Here is a 23,537-nt window from a genome sequence, read left to right as displayed (position 1 = left end):
GGCGCCCCGTCAGGGCGCCGGCCGCCGCCGCGCCTGTCGGCTCAGCCCGCGGCGTACGGGGACGCGCCCGCCGCCGTGCGGATCGCCGGCAGGGCGGAGTACAGGGTCCTGCCCGGGCACAGGGTCGCGTAGCCGTCACGGTGTCCGGAGATCGTGTACAGCGTGGCCTTGTCGCCCTTCTTCCACACCCCGGTGTCGGCGGCCGCGGTGAGCGTCACCTTGGCCTCCGGGTCGACGCCGTGCAGTCCGAGCTTCCACGCGGAGACGTCGGCGACGGCCCGCTGGGCCGCGGCCGTCGGCGTACCGCCGTTCTCGTAGTCGCCGAGGACGGAGACACCGGACGAGTAGCCGTTGAAGCCGTACGTGTGGGCGCCCTGGACGGGCTTGTCCACGCCGCCCGCGCGGCCCTCGAAGACCGTGCCGCACTTGTCGACGAAGAAGTTGTAGCCGACGTCGTTCCAGCGGTTGGTCTTCACGTGGTACGTGAGGATCGCGCGGATGATGGCGGGCGACTCGGAGCAGTCGTAGTCGTTCGTACCGGCCGTGTGGTGCACGAACACCGCGTCGACCTTGCCGAGGTACGCCGGCGGGTCCTGGACGAGCGACTCGTCCGCGCCCCACTCTGCCCGGCTCACGATCGCGGGCGCGGTCGGCGCGGGCGTGCTGTCACCCGGAGCCGGGGTGCCGCTCGGGTCGGCGGTCGGGACGTCCGTCGGGCCGGTGGACGGGGCCGGCTCCGACGGTGAGGCCGTCGGCTCCGCGGGGGCCGAGGACTCGGCCGGCGGCTCGGACGACGGCTCGCTCGCAGACGGCGCCACGGTCGGCTCCTGCGACGGCGCGGGCTCCGACGGCTCGGCGGGCGTCCGGCTCGGCTCGGGCGCGGCGGAGGCGGTGGGCTCCGCGCTGACGGACGGCGTGGGCTCGGCCGGGGCGTCGCTCGACTCGGCCGGCGTCTCGGACGGCGCGGCGGAGCTCGCTTGCTCCGTCGGCTCACCGCCGGTGCTCTCGGAGGGCGCGGTGGACGCGACCGGTTCCGACGGCTCCGCCGCCGGCGCGCCGGGCGACTTCGACCGCTCGGGCTTCGCCGTCGTCCGTACCTTGCCGCCGCCGCTCACGCCCTTGGCGGTCTCGCCGTCCACCGTCCCCGGGTCGACCATGTCCAGCCGCAGCGCCTTCGGGACCGCGGTCTCCTCGCCGTCGGCCAGGACCCGCGCCTCGACGGCGTCCGAGGGCCCCACCCACAGCGGCTCGGACGCGCCGCGCACACCGGACGTGTCGCCCTCGGCGGACTCCGGCGCCTGGATGCCGAACTCGAGGTCGCGCCAGTCCGACCAGGTGCCCGCGTCCGCACTGCGGGTACGGATCTGGGCCGTGCCCTCGAAGGCGTCGGCGCTGTCCTCCCAGGACACACCCACCAGCGAGAACATCTGCGTGTCCGTACGCGGCAGCGTGCGCTGCTTCGGGTCCTTGCCGTCCAGCGGCAGGACGTGCGCCTTCGCCGGACGCCCGCTGTCGCCCGCGCCCGCGTCCCCGGAGGAACCGGTGACGGCCACGGCCGTCACCCCGCCGCCCCCGAGAACGACGGCTCCCGCCACCAGCCAGACCGTGCGTTGTGCCGTACTCGTCCGCGGTGCGCGGGCTCTTCTCGGACTCATGCCCCATCCCTCGTACGCAAGTGATCGACGCCCACGCGGAGTTGCCCCACCGGATGCGGCCGCGGACGCCCGCCGCGACCGCACTCCGATGGGCGGCAGGCCTACCCCCCTCGGATCAGCGCCCGCCGTCTCTCCGTCCCGCCGCCGCGCATTGCCGACCGGGAACACCGGAATTCCGGAGCTCCGTGATCCCCACGCGGGAAAGCGGTTTCACGCGGAACCAGGCCGCGGTTATACACCACAGGGGAACGCGCGCGCGAGTGAGGGGAAGAAAGGGACGAACTGACGGCGAATCAGCGCTCCATTGCCCCTGTATGTCCGTCCGCTTGACGAGACATCAGTCACCTGATCCATAATCCGCTGCCGCGCTCGCGAGGTGGTCCTATCCCTGCTCGCGCGCAGGAGAGCGGCACTGTTCAGGCGCGTCGGAATTCCCCGGCGGGCTTATTCGGCGTGCCGTTTTCGCCTGCGGAGCAATTCCGTTCGGTGGGTGCGGTGCGCCGTACGGAAAGGTATCGAGGTGAAAATCCCCTACGGGAGATATATCTCCTGTTTGGTGGTGTCGGCGGTGGCGGGAACGCTGCTGCCGCAGGTCGCCTATGCGGCCCCACCGTCTCCGCCGGGTAAGGACGACGACAAGGGCGTCGTCGACACCATAGCGGGCTGGTTCTCGGACGAGGACGAGGAGAAGGCCGCGAAGCCGCCGGTGGGCGGCAAGCTGGAGATCCCGAGCCGCGAGAAGCTGCCGAAGGGTGAGAAGCTGCCGCCCGCGAAGCGGGTCAAGGAGCTGGTCGAGCGGCGTACGCCGCAGGCGCGGTTCTGGCAGATGTCGGACGGGCGCGTCGAGGCGGAGTTGTCGGCGAAGCCGCTGTCGTACCGGTCGGGCGGGTCGTGGAAGCCGATCGACACGACGGTGCGTGCGTCGGATGCGAAGGGTTTCGAGTTCGCGAACACGACGAACACGGGCCGTAGTTGGTTCGGCAAGGACCCGTCACGGCTGGTGCGGTTCGAGACGGCCGCGGGTCAGGCGGTCACGCTCGGGCTGGAGGGTGCGGCGAGGGGTGTCGCGCCGTCGGTGAAGGGTGACACGGTCACCTACAAGGGTCTGGCGTCGGGTGCGGACGTCGCCTACCGGGTGGGCCGGGGCCGGGTGAAGGAGAACATCACCCTGGCCGAAAAGCCTGCCGAGCCGGTGAAGTTCACCTTCACGCTGGATGCGGGCTCTTTGGAGCCGAAGGAGCGGGGCGATGGTTCGATCGCTCTGTTCGGCGAGGATCCGGCGAATCCGGTGCTGGTGATTCCTCCGGCGTTCATGACGGACGCGAAGAAGGACAAGGCGTCTCCGTACGGCACCTCGTACAGCGCGAAGGTGGCGCAGGAGCTGTCCCGGCACGGCAAGCAGTGGCGGCTGACCGTCACTCCGGACGCCAAGTGGCTGGCGGCGCCCGAGCGTCAGTACCCGGTGGTGATCGACCCGACGATCACGATCGCGCCGTCGGCTTCGGTGTCGCAGGACGTCATGGTGCGTTCGGACGCGCCGACGACGAACTTCAACAGCACGTGGGACATGTCGGCGGGCAAGACGAGCAGTACGGGTATCGCCCGGTCGCTGATCTCGTTCCCGCTGGACGAGATCCCGGCCGGGTCGAAGGTCGACACGGCGCAGTTGTCGCTGTATTTCGACCAGGTTCACACCTCGGGTTCGACGAATGTGGACGTGGAGGTCCGCCGGGCGACGGGTTCGTGGACCGAGGCCGGGGCGAACTGGAACAACACCAGTACGTTCGTGGGTGAGCAGTCGGCGACCAGCGTGGTCATGGACGACGGCGACACCGGGACGGCGGCGGTCGGTGAGTGGCCGCGGGTGACCGGCACGGGCTACGGCAGTGACTACGCGTACAACAAGAACACCGCGACCGGTGAGTCGTACACGTGGCAGCCGAACATCGTCGACGCCACGGACTACAAGGTCGAGGTCCACACCCCGGTGCAGACCGACGGCGCGACGGCCGCCCCCTACACGGTGACCTCGGCCGAGCCGACCGCGAACTTCACGGTCAACCAGGCGAGTGGCACCACGGGCTGGCGTCAGCTGGGCACCACGCAGATCGATTTCGCCAAGGGCAACACCGGCAAGATCGTCCTCGGGGACACCGGTGATGCGACCAGGCGGACGATCGCCGACGCGGTCCGGCTGGTCAACCCGGCGCAGATCCGCAAGGACATCGGCGAGTACAACCAGTGGCACAACTTCCGGGTCGGCGACACCGTCCAGAAGTGGGTCTCGGGCACCTCGCCGAACTACGGTTTCGTGATCAAGGCCGTGGACGAGTCCTCGACCGCGCCGCTGGGCGGCCCGCAGTATCAGGCGGGGGACTACGACTACGGCGGCGAGACGTCCACGATCCCGCGCCTGACGGTCACCTTCGGCAAGGTCGGCACCTCGCTGAACTCGCCGACCGTCGTGCACGGCACCGGTCCGGAGCTGTCCTGGGCGGCGTACAAGAACACCACCGGTGACACCAACCTCGACATCGCCGAGTACCAGCTGCACCGCTCCACGCAGCAGGTGTTCACGCCCTCCGCGGCGACGCTGGTCGCGCCGATCGCCAAGACGGCGACCACCTACACGGACACCACCGCGGTCCCGACCCCGGACTCCAGCAGCGCGGAGATCGGCAAGTCGTACTACTACCAGATCGCGGTCAAGACGGCCGACGGCCAGGTGCTGGGCTCCCCGACCCGTGTGGTCGGCATCCCCAAGGCCGGCCGCACCATGCGCCTCATCCAGGCCGGCGCCGGTGTCACCGACACCACGCTGTCCTCGCTGAAGCCGACGACGAACCTGAACACCATCGAGCAGGGCACGGTCGGCCAGGACTGGCTGACGGTCGGCAACAACTCGGCGACCTACGGCAAGACGCGCTCGGTGATCAAGTGGCCCACCACCACGATCCCCACCACCGCGACGGTGCTGGAGAGCCGGGTCTTCCTGTGGTCCACGATGACCACGCGCGACGTCGCCACGTCCAAGGCCCAGTACAACCTGCACGGTCTGACGAGGGACTTCACCGAGACCCAGGCCACCTGGAACAACGCCAACTCCACCACCGCGTGGACCACGCCCGGCGGTGACCACTCCTCGGTCGTCTCCGACTACGTGCCGGCGTTCAACACCGATCTCGGCCGCCACTGGTGGGACGCCACCAGCCTCACCCAGGGCTGGGTCAAGACGCCCACCAGCAACAAGGGCACCCTGATCAAGCTGAAGGACGAGTCGACGACGGGCCCGCAGGAACGCTCCATCTTCCTGTCCGCCGCCGCACCCGACCCCCAGCTGCGCCCGCTGCTGCGCGTGATCTACGTCGACTCCACCACGGAGGACACGTACTACGCGCCCACGACCCCGGCACGGATGACGCCGAACACCACGTACACCGTGGAGTTCACGGTCACCAACACCACGTCGACGGCGTGGGCCGCGGGTGAGCGGGAGCTGTCCTACACCTGGAAGCTCCCCGACGGCACGGACGTGACCACCGGCGGCAACCAGCTGGAGACCCCGATCCCGGCCCTGCTGCCGGGCAAGTCGGCCACGATCCAGGCCAAGGTCGCCACCCCGATCAACTCGGACTCGGGCAACAAGCGCAACGAGTACGTGCTGGGCTGGGACGTCCGCAAGATCGCCGACGGTACCTGGCTGTCCGCCGGCACCGGCGGCATTCCCTCGCTGAAGCAGAACGTGGCGGTCGAGGACCCGACGTCGAACACGCTGGGTCTGGAGAAGTTCTACTCGTACACGGGTAAGAACACCGGCGCCGGTTCGTCGGTCATGAACAACCTGGCCTCCGGTAACAGCGTCTGGTCCTACAACGCGTTCAACAACCCCGGCCGCGGCCTGAACACGTTCGCCAGGTTCGCCTACAACTCGCTGGACACCTCCGACACGGTCGCCGGTCACGGCTGGTCGTTCCAGGCAGCCGGCCCCATCCGGCTCGGTGCGCCGCTGGACTTCCACCCCAACCCCAACCCGACGGAGATCCGCCTCCCGGACGGCGACGGCACCACCCACGTCTTCCGCTGGGACGCGACCAACAGCGTCTGGAAAGCTCCTGCGGGCGTTCACTTCAAGGTCACGATGAAGTCGGGCCTGGACTGCAAGCCGACCAAGGACCCGGTCCCGGACGCCTGGACGCTCACCCGCCCGGACGGGACCCGATTCCTCTTCGGCTGTGACGGCTACATGACGTCGACGGTCGACAAGAACGGCAACACGCAGACGTTCACGTACGAGGAGCGCAAGTCCAACAACAAGCCGACCAAGTTCCTCAAGTACATCACCGACCCGGCCAGCCGTCAGACGCTGACCGTCGACTACTGGACCAAGGGCCAGTCCGGCTACCAGTACGTCAATGACTCCGGTGTTCTGACCACGGACACGGGATCGCTGAACAACTCGAAGATCTACGACCACGTGAAGTCCATGACGGACATCTCGGGCCGGAAGATCGAGTTCTACTACACCACCAAGGGCCTGCTCGGTCAGTTCACCGACGGTGTGGGCTCGTCGCAGCCGAAGGTCTTCAAGTTCACCTACGACGCCACGCAGGGGAACAAGAACGTCAAGCTGGTCAAGGCGACCGACCCGCGCGGCAACGGTACGTCGATGGCGTACTACGCGCCGCAGGCCGGTGACGACCCGAAGTACCACTGGTGGACCAAGACGATCACCGACCGTCTGAACGGCAACACGGGCTTCACCTACGCCGTGAACGCCACGAACGCCAAGTTCACCGACACCAAGGTCACCGACGCCGAGGCGCGCACGACCACCTATGTGACGGACGACTTCCAGCGTCCGGTGCAGACGACCAACGCGAAGTCCCATACCGCGAAGATGGCGTGGGACGCCGACAACAACGTCACCTACATCGAAGAGGACAACGGGGCCAAGACCGCCTACTGCTACGACCAGAAGACCGGCTACCCCCTGTGGATGCGTGACGCGGAGAACAACAAGGCGGGCGTGCCGCCGGCCTCCGACTGCGCTCCGGGCACGTACCCGGCGAACTCGGTCAGGTACGAATACCAGACACGTCTGGACGGCTACTCCGCCGACCTGTTCACCAAAACGTCCCCAGAGGGCCGGAAGTACCAGTTCGGCTACGACTCGTTCGGCAACCTGAAGTCGGTAACCGACCCCAAGGGCCTGGCCACGACGACGGCGGACGACTACACGACGAAGTACGAGTACGACGCCTACGGCCAGCTGACGAAGGCGACCGACGCCAACGGCAACCCGACGACCAACAGCGACTTCGGTCCTACGGGCTACCCGAAGACGATCACGGACGCGCTGAACAAGTCCACGTCCTTCGTCTACGACGAGCGCGGCCAGGTCACCGAGGTCACCGACGCGCTGGGCAAGAAGACCACGCAGACGTACGACACGTTCGGCCGTCCACTGGTCAGCACCGTCCCGAAGGACCAGAACGCGGGCGTCCTGATCACCACCCCGGCCCCCGAGTACGACGCCAACGACAACGTCACCAAGGCGACGGCGCCCAACGGGGCCGTTTCCACGGCGGTCTACGACGCGGTCGACCAGCTCACCTCGGCAACAGCGCCGAAGGACTCCGACACCGCTCCTGAGCGCAGGTCGACGTACACCTACGACAAGGTCGGCAACCTCAAGACGACGACCGAGCCGAAGGGCGTGCTGACCACGTCGGATCTCACCGACTACGTCACCACCAGCCACTACGACGCGATCCACCAGCTCATGTCGGTGGTGAACTCCGAGGGTGACAAGGTCAGCTACGAGTACGACAACGTCGGCAATGTCGTCACGGTCATCGATCCGAAGAAGAACGCGACGGCCGACACCACCGACTACACCACCAAGACCGCCTACGACCTGAACCACCGGGTCACCACGGTGACGGACGCGGCCGGCAAGTCCAGCTCGCGCACCTACGACAAGGACTCCCTGGTCGTCCAGACCAAGGACGCCGACAACAACATCACCTACACCGACTACGACGAGCGCGGCCTGCGCAAGGAAACCCGGGTCCCGTACTCGGGCACCACCTTCCGCACCACGCGCTTCGAGTACGACCAGGTCGGCAACACCACCAAGGTCATCACGCCGCGGGGCGTCGCCACGGCGGCCGCGGACGACTTCACCTCGCGTACCGAGTACGACGCGCTGAATCGTCCGGTCAAGCAGTTCCAGCCCTACGACCCCGCCGATGCCCGCTACAACAGCCCGAACGTCTACACGCAGACCGTGTACGACGAGATCGGTCGGGTGAAGAAGACCTCGGCGCCGCCGTCGGAGGGCCAGACCGTCCGCAACGACACGGTCTTCGAGTACTTCGACAACGGCTGGGTGAAGCAGTCCACCGACCCGTGGGACATCACCACCAGCTACGACTACACCGAGCTCGGGCTGCAGAAGGCCCGCACGCTCACGTCTGCAGGCGGCTCCTCGGACCGCACGATGACGTGGTCGTACTACCCCGACGGCAAGCTGAAGTCCAAGGCGGACGACGGCGTGCCGGTGGGCAAGTCGGTCGTGCTCGTCGACAACTCTGACACGCAGCACACCTCCTACACCGGCACGTGGGCCAAGGGTGACATCACCGGGCAGGCGGGCTACGACCACCGCACCCACGCGGCCGGCGCGGGCACCGATGCGTTCACCTGGACGCTGAACATCCCCAAGGACGGCACCTACACGGCGTACGTCAAGTACCCGAAGGTGACGGGGGCCGCGACCACCGCGAAGTACACGCTGTCCCAGGGCGGCACCACGCATCCGTCGGTGACGAAGGACCAGAACGCCGCAACTGGCACCTGGGTCAGCCTCGGTTCCTACAGCCTCAAGCGGGGCAACGACGCCAAGCTGAAGCTGGATCAGAACAGCGGCGGCACCGTGGTGGCCGACGGCGTCAAGCTGGTGCGGGACACGACGGGTGAGACGGACTCGGAGAAGAAGTCCTTCGCCTACGCCTACGACGCCAACGGCAACCTGACCTCGATCGACGACACCTCTTCCGGTGCCAAGGTCGACGCCTACACGATCGCCTACACCGGCCTCAACCAGGTGGAGAAGGTCACCGAGGCGCTCGCGGGCCAGGAGAAGAAGGCCACGGCGTACACCTACACCGCCAACGGCCAGCCGGACACGGTCACGCACCCGAACCAGTTCTCCAAGTACACCTACGATCTGCGCGAGCTGGTCAAGACCGTCTCGGTCGGCAAGGCCGCCACGGACGCGGCCCCGAAGGTCACCGAGTACACCTACACCGACCGCGGCCAGACGCTGAAGGAGACCAAGAACAACAAGAACACGGTCGACTACACCTACTACCTCAACGGCGCGGTCAAGTCGACGACCGAGAAGAAGCCCAACGGCACCCTCGTCTCCAGCCACACCTACACCTACGACGCCAACGGCAACAAGGCGCAGGACGTGGCGAAGAAGATGAACGCCGACAACAACGCGGCCTATCTCGACGCCACCACCGACTACACCTACGACCCGGTCGACCGGCTCACCAAGTCGGTCAAGACGGGCAACGGGGCCGGTACGGAGACGTACGTCCACGACGACAACGCCAACGTCATCAGCCAGACGGTCAAGGACGTGACCACCACGTTCACGTACGACCGCAACCGGCTGCTGTCGTCGACCGCGTCGGGCACCACGTTCTCGTACAACTACGACCCCTTCGGGCGACAGGAGTCCGTGACCGCCGGCGGCCAGGTCGTCTCACGCAACGTGTACGACGGCTTCGATCACGTCGTCGAGTCGCAGAAGCAGGACGACAACGGCACGCTGAAGTCCACCACGTTCACGTTCGACCCGCTCGACCGCACCGCCTCCAAGACGTCGGACGGCAAGACGACCGACTTCAGCTACCTCGGCCTGTCCGGCGAGGTCCTGGGCGAGGAGGTCGCCGGCCAGCTGACCAAGTCGTTCCAGTACAGCCCGTGGGGCGAGCGCCTGTCCCAGGTCAAGCACAACACCGACGGCACCAGCGAGGACGGCTACTACGGCTACAACTCGCACACCGACGTCGAGACGCTGACCGACAAGGACGGCAACACCAAGGCCACCTACGGCTACACCGCCTACGGATCCGACGACGAGTCGGAGTTCACCGGCATCGACAAGCCCGACTCGGCCGATCCCACCAAGGAGGCGTACAACCCCTACCGCTTCAACGCCAAGCGCTGGGACGCCCAGTCCGGCACGTACGACATGGGCTTCCGCGACTACGACCCGGGCCTGAACCGCTTCCTGACCCGGGACATGTACAACGGCGCCTTGGCCGACATGGGTCTTGGCACCGACCCGTTCACCGGCAACCGCTATGCCTTCACCGGTGGCAACCCCATCAGCTTCGTCGAGATCGACGGTCACTTCTTCGGATGTGACGTGTGCGAGACGGTGATCGACAAGGCCGTCGACACGGTGAAGGACGAGGCCGAGGAAGCGACGAGCGGCGGTTGGAAGGGCTTCTTCAAGTGGGGCTTCAAGACCGCGGGCAAGAGGAACCTCGTCAGTCTGGGAGTCAGCGGTATCTCCGCCCTGGCCGGTGTCGAGAGTCCCACCGACGCCGCCATCGACTGGGCCGCGGACGCGATCTTCGGTGAGGAGAAGGAGACGTCCTGGGTCGAGATCGACCGGGGCGCGGACCGTCCGCCGCTTCTGCCCGACACGGGCTCCGGCGGTGCGTGCGACAAGACACCGAAGGAGCAGCGTTTCAACTACCATCCGATGGTCGACGGTGCGCCCAGCGGTGCCACTGCGCTGATCTGCCCCTCGGACCTCAAGGGGGCCAACAGCCGGACACCGCGCCCGCGGGGCATGGCGGAGCCGCCGGGCTGGGTGAGCGAACGGGACGGCGGGGCCTGGAAGTACCACCGCACCCACATCCTCGGTGACCGCTTCGGCGGCGAATGGCGTGCCGAAAATGTCTTCACGGGCTTCCGGGAAATGAATGACCCCGGAATGAAGCGCTGTGAGAACCGGATGGCATCTGCCCTGGCGGCCCAACAGCCCGTGCTGTACCATGCGCAACTGCAGTACGGAAACGGGAGAAGCAATCTCCCGACCAGCATCACAATGACGGCGACGACACCAAATGGTGTGCTGTTCCAAGGCGTTGTGGTGCACAATCGAGCGGGAGCGCAGGTGACCTGTTGAGTCTGTCACATCTGGAGCGAACGCTGCCCGGACTCATCGAGCACCGGGCACCCGTTCGCAGGGAAATCGACTGGGCGCGGATCGAACGCGGTCTCGGCACCCGGCTGCCCAGTGATTTCGTCGAACTGTCCGAGGTCTACGCGCCTCTGATCATCGACGACTTCCTCGCCCTGCACATGCCGGTGCCGGGTGAGGAGGACAAGTTCGTCTCGGTGGCGCAGGGGATTCTCGAAAACCTTGCGAGCCTGCGGGAATCGGATATGTCCCATGGGCATGTTCCCTTTCCGGAGAAGGGTGGACTCATTCCCTGGGGGGACTCCAACGAGGGCGACATGTTCTACTGGCGCACTCGTGGGGAAAGTCCCGAGGAATGGACTGTCGTGGTGAGCGGAGCGTGGGACGACTGGCCCGAGTTTCCCGGGTCGTTGACCGAGTATCTCTCCGGGCTCATTTCCGGAACCATTCCGGCGGAAGGGCTTCCGCAGGGTTTCCCCGGTCCTGACCCGGTCATCACGACCGACTGATCAATAGAAGCCGACTTATCGGCATGAAGGTGACGGCCCGCCAGTTCGCACTGGCGGGCCGTTGTCGTTACCGCTCCGGGCAATGAGCAGCGGGTTCCCGGTCGTGTGGTTCAACTGCTCCTTGCCGGGGGCAGCGTCTTCTCGTGATCAAAGAGAGGCAACCCCGTGCACATCGTGGCGCGCGTCGGAAAGGCGGACCCGGAGACTGCTCTGCAGGTCTGGGGCCCTATGGCGCAGAAGGCCGGATGGACCGTGGAGCAAGTGGAATCCCACGACACTCCCGCCCCGGCGGACTCGGGCTCGGAGTATCCGAAATTCTGCGGTCGCGTCACCGTGGAAGGGCTGAGCTATGACATCCGTCTCGGCCCACGCCTGCGTCACCTTCTGGTGGATCTGGACGGTAACTCCGTCACTCAGCGCCCCATTTTCCAAGTGGTCGCCTGGGCGGATCCTGTCATCGACGACATGTCGTTCCCGGGCGTGGGCGGGTGACGTGACGGCAACCTGTGAGTAGGACCTCGCCGGGCCCCGAGCATTCAAGCGGAAGCCAGGCCCTGGACAAGAGGATCAGGAACGCGATGCCAACCCCTCAGTAACACTGTGGGCGTCGCGGCTCGACTGGTCGGCGACGACCACTCCTGGATGCGCTGGAATCGCCTCTTGAATCCGCGGTGCGCGACGTCGTCGAAGCCTCCCTGTCAGGAACCCCGGTACCTGACGAGGTCCTGATCCTGCTGGACGACTACCGGGAGGCATCCATCGACGTGTGCGACGTCGAGAACCCGGTGTATCTGCAGTCAGAGGTGGCGACAGCCGCGATCCATGTCAGCGAGTCCCAGTGGCCGAGGTGCTACGCGTCGGTCATGCGTACCCTGGTTCGGCGGAAGTCGGACAAAACAGAACTCGTTGCCTTCGGGGTCAGCCATCACCCGTGCGGTGACACCGTCTTCGGTCGTCTCATCGATAACAAGGGCACCGAGGGCCAAGGCATGACGTGTCGCTGCCTCCAGATCCACCACGGTCAGATCGACGTGCACGCGGTTCTTGCCCATCTTGGCCTCGCCAACACGTTGGAACACAAGTGCCGGTACGCCGTCCCCGGAGGGCGCCAAGATGACGTACTGCCTCCATCTCGTCTTGATTTGGACACCGACCAGGTCCGACCAGAAGGCCGCGAGCCGCTCCGGGTCTGCGCAGTCCATGACGATGTGAGACAGACGGGGTTCCATCCGCACAGTCTCACAGAACACTCCGGACGGGCCTCTGCGTAGGGTCGGCCGGGCCCACGCCCGTTGTGGCCAGGCTGGATGTCATGTCCGCCGCGCTGACGGGACCCGCTTGAAGACGGGCCCCAACAAGCTCACGATCTACGGCTGGAGTACTAAAGCGGCCAAGGCCGCGCCGTGGGGGAACCTTGGAGTCGCGGACGGGGGCGATGTCAGCGGCGCGTGGCAGACCTCGACGCAGTTGCCGCGGTCTCCGTTTCAATGGAGCCGGCGCGACCACGTCGGCGCAGCGCAGCTTGAGAGCGGGTTCCCGGTCGGGTGGTTCAGCCGCTCCTTGCAGGGGGCAGCGTCTTGTCGTTGAACACCTCGACCGCGCACGTGGCCTGCTTCGCCCGCGCGCCGTCCTTGATCCGCCCGTCGCTGGTCACGAGCGGTACGTCGAACCCTTCGGCCAGAGCCACGTAAGTGGCGTCGTAAACCGACAGGTTGGTGAAGAGCTCTCGCACACGGGGGAGCAAGGGCACATGCTCAAGACGTCGGATCGGCAGTTCATCGAACGCGGCAAGCGCGTCTTCCAGCTCCCGATCCGTCAGCTTGCCGCCGCGATGGCGTCCGAGCAGTGCCGACGTCACCTCGATGTCGACCAGTTAGGGAGCGAGCAGCCGCTCGCCCTGGACGCGGTCGCGCAGCGCCTCTCCCACGGGGCCGGAGTCGGCCAGCAGCATCATCAGCGCCCCGACGTCGACGGCGATCACTCGTGACGCCTTCCGCGGTCGATGTCCTGGAGCACCTCGTCTGTGGAAAGGCGTGCCGTAGCCCGTGCCCGGATGCGGGCTACTACGTCCTCGATCGCGGGGGTGGCCGCCTCCTGTTCGAGAAGGGATCGGGCGTACGCCTGCAACGACTGGTGATTGCGTGCGGCCCGAATCTTCAGCTTGGTGAGGACTTCCTCTGGCAGGTCGCGTACGTAGAGAGTGGCCATGCAACAAAACTGGTCGCAGTGCTTGCATTTCGCAAGCGCGGCGCTCGTGGAAAAGGGCCTCCGCCCGGAAGCGGAGGCCCTTTCCCTGGATCACAAGGAGCCGTTGGATCAGAAGAAGCCGTTCAGGTTCCACCAGTCGGTGGCCGTCTCCACGCGCGAGGCCAGCGCGCCGGTGCCGCGGCCCGGGTAGACGAGCTGGCAGCCGACGCCACGGCATGCTTCGCCGACATAGCTGCTCTTGGTCGTGGTGACGAGGTCGCCATAGCCGTCGCCGGTGACATCGCCCAGGCCCAGGAACGTGTCCATGACGTTCCAGCCACCGTTGCCGATCAGCACCCGGGACCCGAGAGCTCCGGTCCTGCCCGGGTACAGGTACAGGTTCCCGGTGGAGGCCTGGCGTGCGATCAGGTCCGCACGGCCGTCACCGTTCATGTCGCCCGCCCCGACCAGGGCGTTCATGCTGTTCCAGCCGCTGGTGCCGATGAGCTTGCGCGCACCGAGGGTGCCGGCGCCGGTGCCGGGGTACAGCCACAGCTTGCCCGTGGACTTCTCGACGGCCAGCACGTCCGAGCGGCCGTCGCCGGAGAGGTCTCCGTAGGCGACGATCCGGCTCATGGCGTTCCACCCGCCGTTGCCCATGAGCTTGCGCGCACCGAGGCTGCCGGTGCCGGCGCCGGGGTACAGCCACAGCTTCCCGGTGGACGCCTCGCGAGCGATCACGTCCTCGCGGCCGTCACCGCTGAAGTCGCCGTGCCGGACGAGGGCGTTCATGGCGTTCCAGCCGCTGTTGCCGACCAGCCGCCCGGTGCCGTCGCCGGGCAGGAACCACAGACGGCCCGCCTTGTCCCGGACGAGGACGTCGGCCCGGAGGTCGGCGTTCAGGTCACCGAAGCCCGCCGCCTGGGGCGCGGTCGTCGCGTACCACTCCGGGTAGGGCGGGAGGTAGCACTCCCGCTCGGTGGGGACGAGCCTCACCGAGCTGGTGGAGCCGTCCGAGTGGCCCCACTCGGTACCCGCGGGGTCGGGGGCCCACACGTAGGCGCCGCCGGCCTGGCCGTAGTTCGGGTCATCGTGCAGGCAGGCGAACTTGGACGTGCGGTTCACGACGGTTTGGAACGTGTTGTCCCAGGTGCCGAGCGTCGCCTTGTTCGTGTTCGTCTTGAACATGGTGCCTGTGCCGTTGTCGCTCTTCCAGGCACAGAAATAGCCCGCCGGGCAGTCGCTGATCGCGGCCTGTGCGGGCGCCGCGCCCGCGCCGAGGAGCCCGAGCGAGGTGAGCCCCAGCGTCGCGGCCATCGCGGCCAGGCGCCGAAGCAGAGATACGCGCATATCTTTCCCTCCCTGACGCGGCGCGGAGAGACGCTCGACGCGCCGCGAGAGGAAGATACCGTGCCGACCTGATCACGCCATCGCGGGCGTTGCCCTACCGGGGCACCCTGACCGGCGGCCCCACCACCAGGTCCTGAGCCGTCCCGACCCGAGCGGCGACCTTGCCCGACGACCACTTCCCCTGCGATCGAGGGAGCGACCGGAGGCCACCTTGCCCTCGATACACGACTTGGCGACCTGGGAGCCCTTGCTGCGGCTCGTTCAGGCACACCAAGCGGAGCGGCTTGCCGCGCCGGGTGGTTACCTGACCGGTCATATCAGCCACGGCAGTTGGAGCGTGCCCGTGCGGTGGCCGGACCCCCGACCGGGACAGGCCCTCCTGGTCGAGGACATGCAGGCCGAGTTCGATGCCGTGGAGCGGGTGCAGCACGCGCTCAGGGCCGACGGCATGGACGGCATCTCCTTCATGATGGAGAGCGGGCCCGACGGAAAGACCGTGCTCAACCTGTTCGACGCGGATCCGGCAGTGGAGTCCGACATCGGCAGTCCCTACCCGGGTGCGCTGGTCCTGGTCGAGGGCGCCGTCCCCGAGCCCTGGCGTCGTCTTCCCGAGCCGGTGCCCGGTGCGGGACCGGCGCCGTCGGCGGACCTGACTCTGCTGGGGCGGACGCTCCGCGAGCGGCTTCCCGACGCCATCGGTGCCACCGAGGCGGAGATCGCCGAGACGGAAGCGCGCCTCGGCGTCGTGCTGCCCGACGAGCTCAAGGTGCTCTACCGCGTCACACGGGCGCGAGGGCAGGACTGGGGCGACGACTACGACTACGACTACGAGGCGGAGGATCGCGTCGCCGACGCGGTCGGCTGCGAGCTCTTCCCTCTGGACCGGCTGTACATCGCGGACGCGAAATCCCGCCCCTGCCCTTGGCGATACGCGGCGACGGAGGCGGTCGTCACCTCGCCGGACGCCGCGGTGCAGGGGCTGGTCGGCTCGCCTGGCTGGATCGTCTTCGGCGACAACGGCGGCGGCGACCGGGTGGCGGTCGACCTGACGCCGGGACCGCGCGGACACACAGGCCAGATCATCATGATCGACCACGAACAGAACATCGGCGCCGGACTGCGCGCCGACTCCCTCACCGACATGGTGGTGAACCGCCGCACCGACTGGTACGCCGGCCGTTCCTGGGAAGACCAGCCGCCCGTGGTGGCCCGGGTGAACGTTCGAAGCCTGGACAGTGTGGAGGCCACCGCCCACCCCGAGCTGGAGGTCCTCGGTATCGGCGTGTGGGAGGGCGAGCCGCTCGGCCTCGCCCCCGTCGTCGGGCTTCCTCGACTGCGGACCCTCACTGGAGTACCTGGGCCTCGGGCCGGAGGCGTGGCGCGTCCTGCTCGACGCAGGTGCCGTCCCGCGCAGTCTGTCCGCCGCTGTCATCGAGGTGCAGGGCGACCGGCACCCGCTCCCGATCGTGGCCCTCGCCAACGAACTCCTCGCCCTGTGGGACCGGCCCCGGATCACCCGGACAATCCTCGAAGGCCGCCTGGACACGGCGCGGCCGTAGGGCGACCGGAGGGGCGAAGACGTCAGGCGGTGGCGGCCGACTTGAGGGACGCGACGAACGACGACCAGGCCGGGGCCGTGACGGTGAGGACCGGGCCGCTCGGGACCTTGGAGTCGCGGACGGGGACGACGCCCGTGTGGGCGTCGCACACCTCGACGCAGTCGCCGCCGTCGCCGTTGCTGTAGGTGTTCTTGCGCCAGGCGGCGGCGCCGGGGAAGGCCTCGGCGACCTCCACGCAGTTGCCGCCGTCGCCGTTGCTGTAGCTGCTCTTGCGCCAGACAGCGGTACTCAAATCAATCCCGTTGCTTGCCATGTCGGTCATCCTCAGCCGCTTGCTCGATCAGGGCGAGGGACGCCTCCGGCGGCAGTGCGGCGGCCCTCAGCCGATCGTATGCCTTGCGGTACTGCTTCACGAGGGCCGGATCGTCGATGGTGTCCCCGCTGTACTGCGCCTCTGTGTAGATCAGGGGCGGGGCGTCGGGGAAGGTCATGACCATGGCCGTGCCGAGCATGAGCGGGTGCGGTCCGCAGTTCCACGGAAGGATCTGGGGAACGATCCGGCGGCGTCGCGCCAGCGCCGCGATGCGCTCCCACTGGTGGGCAGTCTGCTCCGGCGGAAGGATCGGCTGGCGCAGCAGCGACTCGGGGAGGATCGCCCAATACTCAGGGGTCCTGTGGTTGTCCTCGAAGAGACGGGCCCGTGCCATCCGGGCGCTGACCTTCTCCTCCACCTCGTCGTCGGGCACCAGCGGGTGTGCCGACCGCACCACCGCCCGCGCGTACGCGTCCGTCTGCAACAGCCCCGGGATCAGCGTCGGGCACCACTCCTCGATGGTCTCCGCGTGCTTCTCCGCCTCCAGCACGCGCTCGAAGTAGCTCGCGTGCCCCCGCCGCTTCGCCTTCCGCACGTCCTCGCACCGGCGCTTGAAGAAGCCGTCCGTGCCGAGCACGTTGTCCACGTGCGCGGCCAGTTCCGCCGGCATCCGGCGCGTGCCGCGTTCGATCTCGCTGAGGTGGCTGGGGCCGTAGAAGCTGCCCTCGACCAGTTGCTGGAGGGTCAGGCCCGCCTCCTCCCGTTTCCAGCGCAACTCGCTGCCGTAGAAGGTCGGGACGCTCGCCGAGCCGTCGATGTCCTTGCGCTGCCCCATCGTCCACCGTCCCTGGTGCCGCTTACCGCCCGCTTCCCGGCGTTCCCCGGCCCGTACCAACTTCGCCGCACATCGGGGCAGTTCAGAGCCGGGAGCCTGAACACTTTTCAAGCTACGTGCCTGGTGGGCAGTGTGTGAGTGATTCGTCACAGAGCGCACTGGAAGGTGTGAACCCCATGCACGACCAACCCGACGCCCAGGACTGCGCCGAGGAGCTGCGAGCCGCACTCGCCGCGCACGGCATCACGCTGCCGTCCCTTGGTGTCGACCTGCCGACCTTCGCGGCCCGCTACCCGAACCGGCCGCTGATCGCGCTGGGCAACTGCAACGTGCTGACCGCCCGCGCGCTGGTCGCCGCCCTCCGCAAGGGAGCCGCGTGATGCGACCACCCCTGACGCTGGAGCTGCTCGCCACCCCGGCCGCCGTGGCCGGCGTCCGTCGCGCGCTCCGGGACTACGGCGCCGACCTCCAGCTCTGCGCGAGTGAACTCGTCACCAACGTGATCCGCCACGTCGGCGAGGGCGTCCCCGTCACCGTCCGGGTGTCCTGCGACGGCGGCCGTACGCGCCTGGAGGTGACCGACTCCGACCCCCGGGTCCGGCCGGTCCTGTGCAAGGCCGCACATGACGACGAGACGGGCCGTGGCCTGGCGTTGCTCGAGGCGCTGACTCTGCGATGGGGTGTGGGCCAGGGGCCCGGCAGCAAGACCGTGTGGTGCGAGTTGCCGGCCCGGCCGTCGGGAAGGGACGCCGTCGTCGTCCGGTATCCGGGTGGGGATCAGGTCGGCGCTGTTCGTCACGGGCGACCTCATGACGCGACCGCGGGGGGTTGATGTCGGTGGCGTCCGTTTCAATTCCGGTCATGGACGAACGTGAAGAGCTCCGCCTGGAAGAACTCCTTTCGGCGGTCCACCGGCTGGCCGCCCCCGGCACGGGCGGCCTGGCGTGCGCGGCACCGGGGCATCCGGCGGGGCACGTATGCCTGGCACCGTCTGCGGAGGTGGGCCTCCCGGAGCTCCAGGAGGCCCTCGACGGGCGGTACGGGCAGCCGCGCAACCTCGCCATGGGTGGGTACGCCGACCCGACCGTGACCGGGCGGACCGGGCTCCCGCTTCTGACGCCGTTCGGCGAGCGGATCGTCGAGATGCGCGGATGGGCTTTCGCGGACCGGTGGATCGGCTGCGGTACGGCGCGCGACGGCGACGGCGTCCGGCTCGTGGCGCTGGTCGCGGAACGGGAGGACTCTGCCGCGGACATGGCGGAGGAGACTTCCTGGGTGGACGGGGTCGTCGCCGTCACGGGATGGGACACGACCCGCGTGCGCACGGTCGACTGGGCGGCGGTCGAGACCCGGCTCGGGACCGCGCTGCCGAGCGACTACAAGCGGCTCGCCGAGATCTTCGGGGCGGGCGCCTTCGACGGCTTCCTCCAGCTCCAGGTACCCGACGCCGCCTTCGAGAGCGGGGACATCGTCCGGCACACCGAGTGGCTGGGCGAGTGGGCCAGGACGCGCAGGAGCGATCTGTGGGCGCCGTACGCGGTGTATCCGGCGCCGGGCGGGCTGCTGAAGTGGGCGAGCTCCGAGCAGGCGGACGAGTTCTACTGGCTCACCGAGGACCCCGACCCCGACGAGTGGCCCGTCCTCGTGACCGAGGACATTCCCGACTCGTGGGTCCGGTTCGACGGCACGACCGCCGAATTCGTCCACCGGATGCTCACCGAACGGGAGCACCCTTTCTCGACGGCCCGCTACTTCGACACCCACTGGTTCCAGAGCTACGGGAGCGAGGACCGGCCGTGACACCCCCTGACGGCCGGGTTGCCGGGAATGTCCGCCGGGGTGATCGCGGGCCGGGCGCTGCTGTACAGTCCGCGCCGCCCACGCCGCGACGTAAGGAAAAGGTCCATGCGAACTGGCCCCAGACGCACCGCCGTGCTCGTCCTCCCGCTCGCGTTCTCGCTGGCCGCGTGCACTGCGGAGGCGGAGGAGCCGGCCGTGGCGGGGAGCCCACAGGCGGCGGCGCCGTCGTCCCCGGCGCCCGAGCCGTCCGAGGCGCCCGAGTCTCCGGAGGACTTCCTCGACCTCGCCGAGAAGGCGATGGCCGAGGAGTCCGCGTGGACCTTCTCCGTGGAGGGCGATGAGGGGCTGACGCTCCAGGGGCAGAAGAGCGCGGCGACCTACGAGGGCACGGTCCGGCGCGCGATCGGGCGGGCGGCGCTGCACTCGCAGGGCGTCAGCACCAGCAGCAAGGGCAAGAAGAAGACCGAGGAGCTCTACGTCGTCGGCGAAGCGGGCTTTCTGAAGGAGGGCACGGCCGACTGGAAGGCCGTGTCCCCGGCCGGCCCGGAGATGCGGAACAAGGCCGAGGACCCGATCGTGGTCGTCGACGAGTTCCGGATCTACGCGCAGGCCGCCGGCGGCGAGGTGAAGGTGACCGAGACGGACGGCGGCGGCACGGTCGAACTCCGTGTCGTGAGCGGCAAGCAGAAGCTGAGCGCCGTCCAGGGCCGGGCGTGGGCGAAGAAGGCGAAGCGCGAGTTCGACCCCACGGCAGCCCAGCTCCGCGAGGCGGGCATCCCGGTCGAGGACGGGCAGTTGACGCTCTCCGGCCTGGAGGAGGTGCTGGTCCTGGACGCGAAGACGTACCGGATCAAGAGCCACCGCCTCGACTTCGGCTTCCTGATTCCGTACAACGGCCAGGACATCGCCTTCGAGCAGCAGGTCACCGAGGAGAACCAGGGCCCGTACGAGGGGAAAGATCGAGCTCCCCGCGGGCGTGCGCTGAGATGGAGATCGTCCCCCTCACCGGCGTGACCGGCGCGGCCTTCGGCAGTCACGCGCCTCGGTGCGGGCCGTGCGCGGCGGGCCCGACTCCGCGTTCCGGCGGGGCGCCGACGCGCCGCTGACGGACCTGTACGCCGACGAGTCCTGCGTCTTCTTCGAGTACGACGACGCCGACCTGCTGCACGCGATCGAGATCGCCTCGCCCGGCCCCGTCACCCTGCACGGGGTGCGGCTGCTCGGGCGGCCCGAGGACGATGTCGTCGGCGAACTCCGCGACGCCGGGGCTCCGGCACCGGTCGCGGCTCCGGAACCGGCTGCTGCCGGCCCACGTCAAGGCCCACCTCGGGTGGGCCTGCGGGCACCCTAGGATCCGGCCGTGCTGCCTTACTCGACGAGGCCGTCCGTCGATGCGATCCTCGCCGCCGTACCCGGCCTCGCCCCTTACGCCCGGCCGGCGGTCGTCCTGCATCCGACGCAGGGGGCGCCGGGGCTCCACGAGAGTTCCGTCGCCGGTCCGTTGCTGTGGCCGGCGGACGAGCCGTGGCCGCACTGCTCCGTACCCGACGAACGGGAGCCGTCCGGGCTGCCGCCTGTCGCGATGGTGCCGGTGGCGCAGGTCTTTCGACGGGACGCGCCGGGGGACTGGTGGCCGGAGGACGCCGATGTGTTCCAGCTCCTCTGGTGCCCGAACGTGCACTGGGACCCGCCGGCTCCACAGGCGGACGTCAGCCCGGTCGGGGACGTCCCAGTCCCACGCCGCTCCCATGAAGTCCAGCAGCCAGGCGAAGTCGCGTCCCTGGACGGCGGATTCCTCCGCGGCGCGCAGGTGCATGTGGAAGCTCATGGCCACGGAACGTACCCCGGGGCGCTGACAACGGCGCTCGTTCCCGTCCGGAATGTCCGCCGCCTGGCTTTCCGGGGTCAGGGCCGGGTATAACCGGCCGCCTTGACGGGCGCGGCCCCGTTCCGCCGCGCTGTTCCGACGAGCCAAGGATCACTTCGTGCTTCGCTCTTCCCGTAGGTATGCCTCCGTGTTCGCCGTGGTCGGCGCCATGTCCCTCCTGTCCGCGTGCGGGGACGAGGAACCGGCCGGTTCCGCGGCCTCCGTCGCGCCCGGTGCGAGCCAGGGGGAGCACGAGTCGGGGGACGCGTCCGCGTCGGCGAGCCCGTCCGCCTCGGTCTCCGCGTCCGCGTCCGCCTCGGCGTCGCCCTCGGCCTCCGCGTCCGCCTCCGCCAAGGCGTCCGGCAGCGCGACCCCCAAGGCGACGGCCGGGGGCGCCAAGGGCAGCGGCTCGGGCAGCGGATCCGGCGAGCAGACGGCCGCGCCCTCCGCACCCGACTTCCCCGTGCCCGTGAACGTCGGCAACGCGACCCAGGTCATCACGGTCAAGGCCAGCGGCTCGTACGCCACGGTCACCGCGTGGCAGAAGGGTTCGGCGGGCTGGAAGGCGCAGTTCTCCACGAGCGCGGGCCGGGTCGGGTCGAACGGCGTGACCGACGGGGCCACGCGCAGGCAGAGCACGTACACCACGCCCACCGGCACGTACACGATCACGGAGGGCTTCGGCGTCGAGTCGAGCGGCACCGCGATGCCGTACACGAAGGTGAACGACAGCCACTGGTGGGTGCAGGACCCGGAGTCGAAGTACTACAACCAGATGCACACGGCCGAGGGCGCGGACTTCCCGCTCACCGAGTCCGGTGAGCGCGGCAGCGAGCACCTGATCAACTACCCGACGCAGTACGCCAAGGCGCTGGTCATCAACTTCAACCGGTGGCCGGCCGTCCCGGGCCGCGGCGCGGGCATCTTCCTGCACGTCAATGGCAAGGGCGCGACGGCCGGCTGCGTGTCGGTGCCGCGCGCGACGATGGACCTGTTCATGGGGTGGGTCAAGCCGTCGGCGAACCCGCGGATCGCGATCGGCTGACGTGTGCCGGGGCGCGGCCGCGAGCCGCGCCCCGCTCACCGGCCGCCCCGCCGCTACCCGTTCAGCCAGTCGCCCGGGATCGCCGCCCGGACCGCGTCCAGCGCTTCCTCCGTACGGCCCCGGACCATGAGCCAGGCCCCGTCGTCGCGCAGCAGCACGCCGTCGCGCAGGAACCAGCGGGTGCCCGGCTCCTCCCCCTCGGGATACCGAGGGAACGGCAGCCCGGCGCTGCGCTGTTCCAGCTCCTCGAGGTCCTCATCCTCCAGCGCTTCCAGCACGTCCACGAGGTCGTCGGGGGCGTGCACCGACTCCGACAGCACGATCTCCACGAACGCGAGCGAGGTCCGGGCCAGCCAGTCCTCCCACTTCTCCCTGCTCTTGTCGGCCAGGTCGGGCCGTATGCGCACGGGCGGGTCCTCCCGGGCCAGGTCCGTGAGCAGGATGCCCCAGCGCGCGGCGCCCTGGTTCTCGTCGCGGAAGACGAGCGCCTCGCCCGCCTCGTCGACGTACAACTCGGCCGGAGTGCGGAGCGTGTCGTGGTTGCCGGTCAGATCCGTGCGCCGGCCGAGCAGGGCGTACGCCTCCCGCAGCGCGGCGGGCAGCCGCAGTCCGAGGCGCTCCTCGGCGGCGGCGAGTTCCGCCTCGGACCACCCGTCGCCGGCGCCGAGCGGCTCGGCGCTCCAGCCGGCCGCGAAGCCCTTGACGAACTCCCAGGCGGCCCGGCGGTCTTCGACGGCCGCCTCGAGCGACCGGACGAGTTCGAATTCCTGTGTCATCCGGAGACCATATCGGCGGGGCGCACAGACCCGGATCGGCGGAGCATACGGCGCTCGCCCGGCGTGGAGAGAGTGGCCGGCACGTGGCGGGTGTGTGAGGAACGCGTGGGCGCGCGGCGTGGCGAGCGCTGCCTTGCGTATCGAATCGATTACGGATCGGAGGCCCGGCCATCCCGTCGAAGGCCCCGGGCAGGGGCGAAAAGAAGGACGACCGGGGCCGCCACCCCCCACAGGAGAGGCCCCGGTCGTCGCTTCGGGCGGGGTCGCAGTGGTACCCCGCACTTCTCTCAGCGCCGTGCGTGCGTTTTCTGTCACACCGCGCTGCATTGTTAGGTTGTTGCCGCTTGTACTAGGCATGGACGTGCACCCGGACGACGACGTAGCGTGCTGGTTCGCGCAGGGTGGCGCG

17 protein-coding genes and 1 pseudogene are annotated in these 23,537 nt (G+C 68.7%); 10 read left to right on the top strand and 8 right to left on the bottom strand.

The window, feature by feature from the left end; genetic code table 11:
• Positions 1-41 precede the first annotated feature (41 nt).
• The gene (locus tag ACWD0A_RS28205; protein WP_451302579.1) at positions 42-1,655 is read right to left on the bottom strand and encodes an N-acetylmuramoyl-L-alanine amidase; all 1,614 of its coding nucleotides are present in this window, start codon (positions 1,653-1,655) and stop codon (positions 42-44) included.
• A 1,519-nt stretch (positions 1,656-3,174) separates the two neighbouring features.
• Here ACWD0A_RS28205 and ACWD0A_RS28200 point away from each other — a divergent pair.
• From ACWD0A_RS28200 to ACWD0A_RS28190, 3 genes are all read left to right on the top strand, one after another.
• A complete protein-coding gene (locus tag ACWD0A_RS28200) occupies positions 3,175-10,872 on the top strand; it encodes a golvesin C-terminal-like domain-containing protein (protein ID WP_451302587.1) in 7,698 nt (2,565 codons plus the stop codon).
• A complete protein-coding gene (locus tag ACWD0A_RS28195) occupies positions 10,869-11,396 on the top strand; it encodes a hypothetical protein (RefSeq protein WP_451302577.1) in 528 nt (175 codons plus the stop codon). Before ACWD0A_RS28200 ends, ACWD0A_RS28195 begins: the two co-directional genes overlap by 4 nt.
• A gap of 228 nt (positions 11,397-11,624) precedes the next feature.
• Positions 11,625-11,888, top strand: coding sequence for a hypothetical protein (locus ACWD0A_RS28190; protein WP_451302575.1), 264 nt, complete (start codon positions 11,625-11,627; stop codon positions 11,886-11,888).
• A gap of 305 nt (positions 11,889-12,193) precedes the next feature.
• Here the strand turns inward: ACWD0A_RS28190 and ACWD0A_RS28185 are convergent, their stop codons facing one another.
• The 4 genes from ACWD0A_RS28185 to ACWD0A_RS28170 all read right to left on the bottom strand — a co-directional run bounded on the left by ACWD0A_RS28185 (position 12,194) and on the right by ACWD0A_RS28170 (position 14,933).
• Complete coding sequence (locus ACWD0A_RS28185) at positions 12,194-12,625, bottom strand: VOC family protein (protein WP_451302573.1); 432 nt, start codon at positions 12,623-12,625, stop codon at positions 12,194-12,196.
• A 320-nt stretch (positions 12,626-12,945) separates the two neighbouring features.
• Positions 12,946-13,254 (bottom strand): type II toxin-antitoxin system VapC family toxin, encoded by a 309-nt coding sequence (locus tag ACWD0A_RS28180; RefSeq protein ID WP_451302571.1) that lies wholly within the window; start codon positions 13,252-13,254, stop codon positions 12,946-12,948.
• A gap of 119 nt (positions 13,255-13,373) precedes the next feature.
• Complete coding sequence (locus ACWD0A_RS28175; RefSeq protein WP_451302569.1) at positions 13,374-13,604, bottom strand: FitA-like ribbon-helix-helix domain-containing protein; 231 nt, start codon at positions 13,602-13,604, stop codon at positions 13,374-13,376.
• A 108-nt stretch (positions 13,605-13,712) separates the two neighbouring features.
• Positions 13,713-14,933 (bottom strand): FG-GAP-like repeat-containing protein, encoded by a 1,221-nt coding sequence (locus ACWD0A_RS28170; protein ID WP_451302567.1) that lies wholly within the window; start codon positions 14,931-14,933, stop codon positions 13,713-13,715.
• 211 nt (positions 14,934-15,144) lie between these two features.
• On the opposite strand from ACWD0A_RS28170, the pseudogene ACWD0A_RS28165 reads away from it, so the two are divergent.
• A pseudogene (locus tag ACWD0A_RS28165) lies at positions 15,145-16,492 on the top strand (SMI1/KNR4 family protein).
• Between the two features lie 22 nt (positions 16,493-16,514).
• Here ACWD0A_RS28165 and ACWD0A_RS28160 read toward each other — a convergent pair.
• Entirely contained in the window at positions 16,515-16,805 is a 291-nt protein-coding gene (locus ACWD0A_RS28160; protein ID WP_451302565.1) for a DUF397 domain-containing protein, read from the bottom strand.
• On the bottom strand, positions 16,786-17,640 hold the full coding sequence (locus tag ACWD0A_RS28155; protein WP_451302563.1) for a helix-turn-helix domain-containing protein: 855 nt from the start codon (positions 17,638-17,640) through the stop codon (positions 16,786-16,788). Before ACWD0A_RS28155 ends, ACWD0A_RS28160 begins: the two co-directional genes overlap by 20 nt.
• Positions 17,641-17,816: 176 nt before the next feature.
• Between ACWD0A_RS28155 and ACWD0A_RS28150 the strand changes: the two genes are divergently transcribed.
• From ACWD0A_RS28150 to ACWD0A_RS28125, 6 genes are all read left to right on the top strand, one after another.
• Complete coding sequence (locus ACWD0A_RS28150; RefSeq protein WP_177153161.1) at positions 17,817-18,020, top strand: hypothetical protein; 204 nt, start codon at positions 17,817-17,819, stop codon at positions 18,018-18,020.
• Entirely contained in the window at positions 18,020-18,472 is a 453-nt protein-coding gene (locus ACWD0A_RS28145) for an ATP-binding protein (protein ID WP_451302561.1), read from the top strand. Before ACWD0A_RS28150 ends, ACWD0A_RS28145 begins: the two co-directional genes overlap by 1 nt.
• Before the next feature lie 29 nt (positions 18,473-18,501).
• The gene (locus ACWD0A_RS28140) at positions 18,502-19,440 is read left to right on the top strand and encodes an SMI1/KNR4 family protein (protein WP_451302559.1); all 939 of its coding nucleotides are present in this window, start codon (positions 18,502-18,504) and stop codon (positions 19,438-19,440) included.
• Positions 19,441-19,545: 105 nt separating this feature from the next.
• On the top strand, positions 19,546-20,454 hold the full coding sequence (locus ACWD0A_RS28135; RefSeq protein ID WP_451302557.1) for a hypothetical protein: 909 nt from the start codon (positions 19,546-19,548) through the stop codon (positions 20,452-20,454).
• Between the two features lie 40 nt (positions 20,455-20,494).
• A complete protein-coding gene (locus ACWD0A_RS28130) occupies positions 20,495-20,791 on the top strand; it encodes a hypothetical protein (RefSeq protein WP_451302555.1) in 297 nt (98 codons plus the stop codon).
• Between the two features lie 664 nt (positions 20,792-21,455).
• Complete coding sequence (locus ACWD0A_RS28125) at positions 21,456-22,352, top strand: L,D-transpeptidase family protein (protein WP_451302553.1); 897 nt, start codon at positions 21,456-21,458, stop codon at positions 22,350-22,352.
• Positions 22,353-22,405: 53 nt separating this feature from the next.
• Here the strand turns inward: ACWD0A_RS28125 and ACWD0A_RS28120 are convergent, their stop codons facing one another.
• Positions 22,406-23,128: an SMI1/KNR4 family protein gene (locus tag ACWD0A_RS28120; protein WP_451302551.1), complete on the bottom strand. Its 723-nt coding sequence runs from the start codon at positions 23,126-23,128 to the stop codon at positions 22,406-22,408.
• Positions 23,129-23,537: the final 409 nt, after the last annotated feature.

Source organism: Streptomyces sp. NPDC002867, from assembly GCF_053591895.1.
This window is presented reverse-complemented; position numbering and strand designations above follow the sequence as displayed.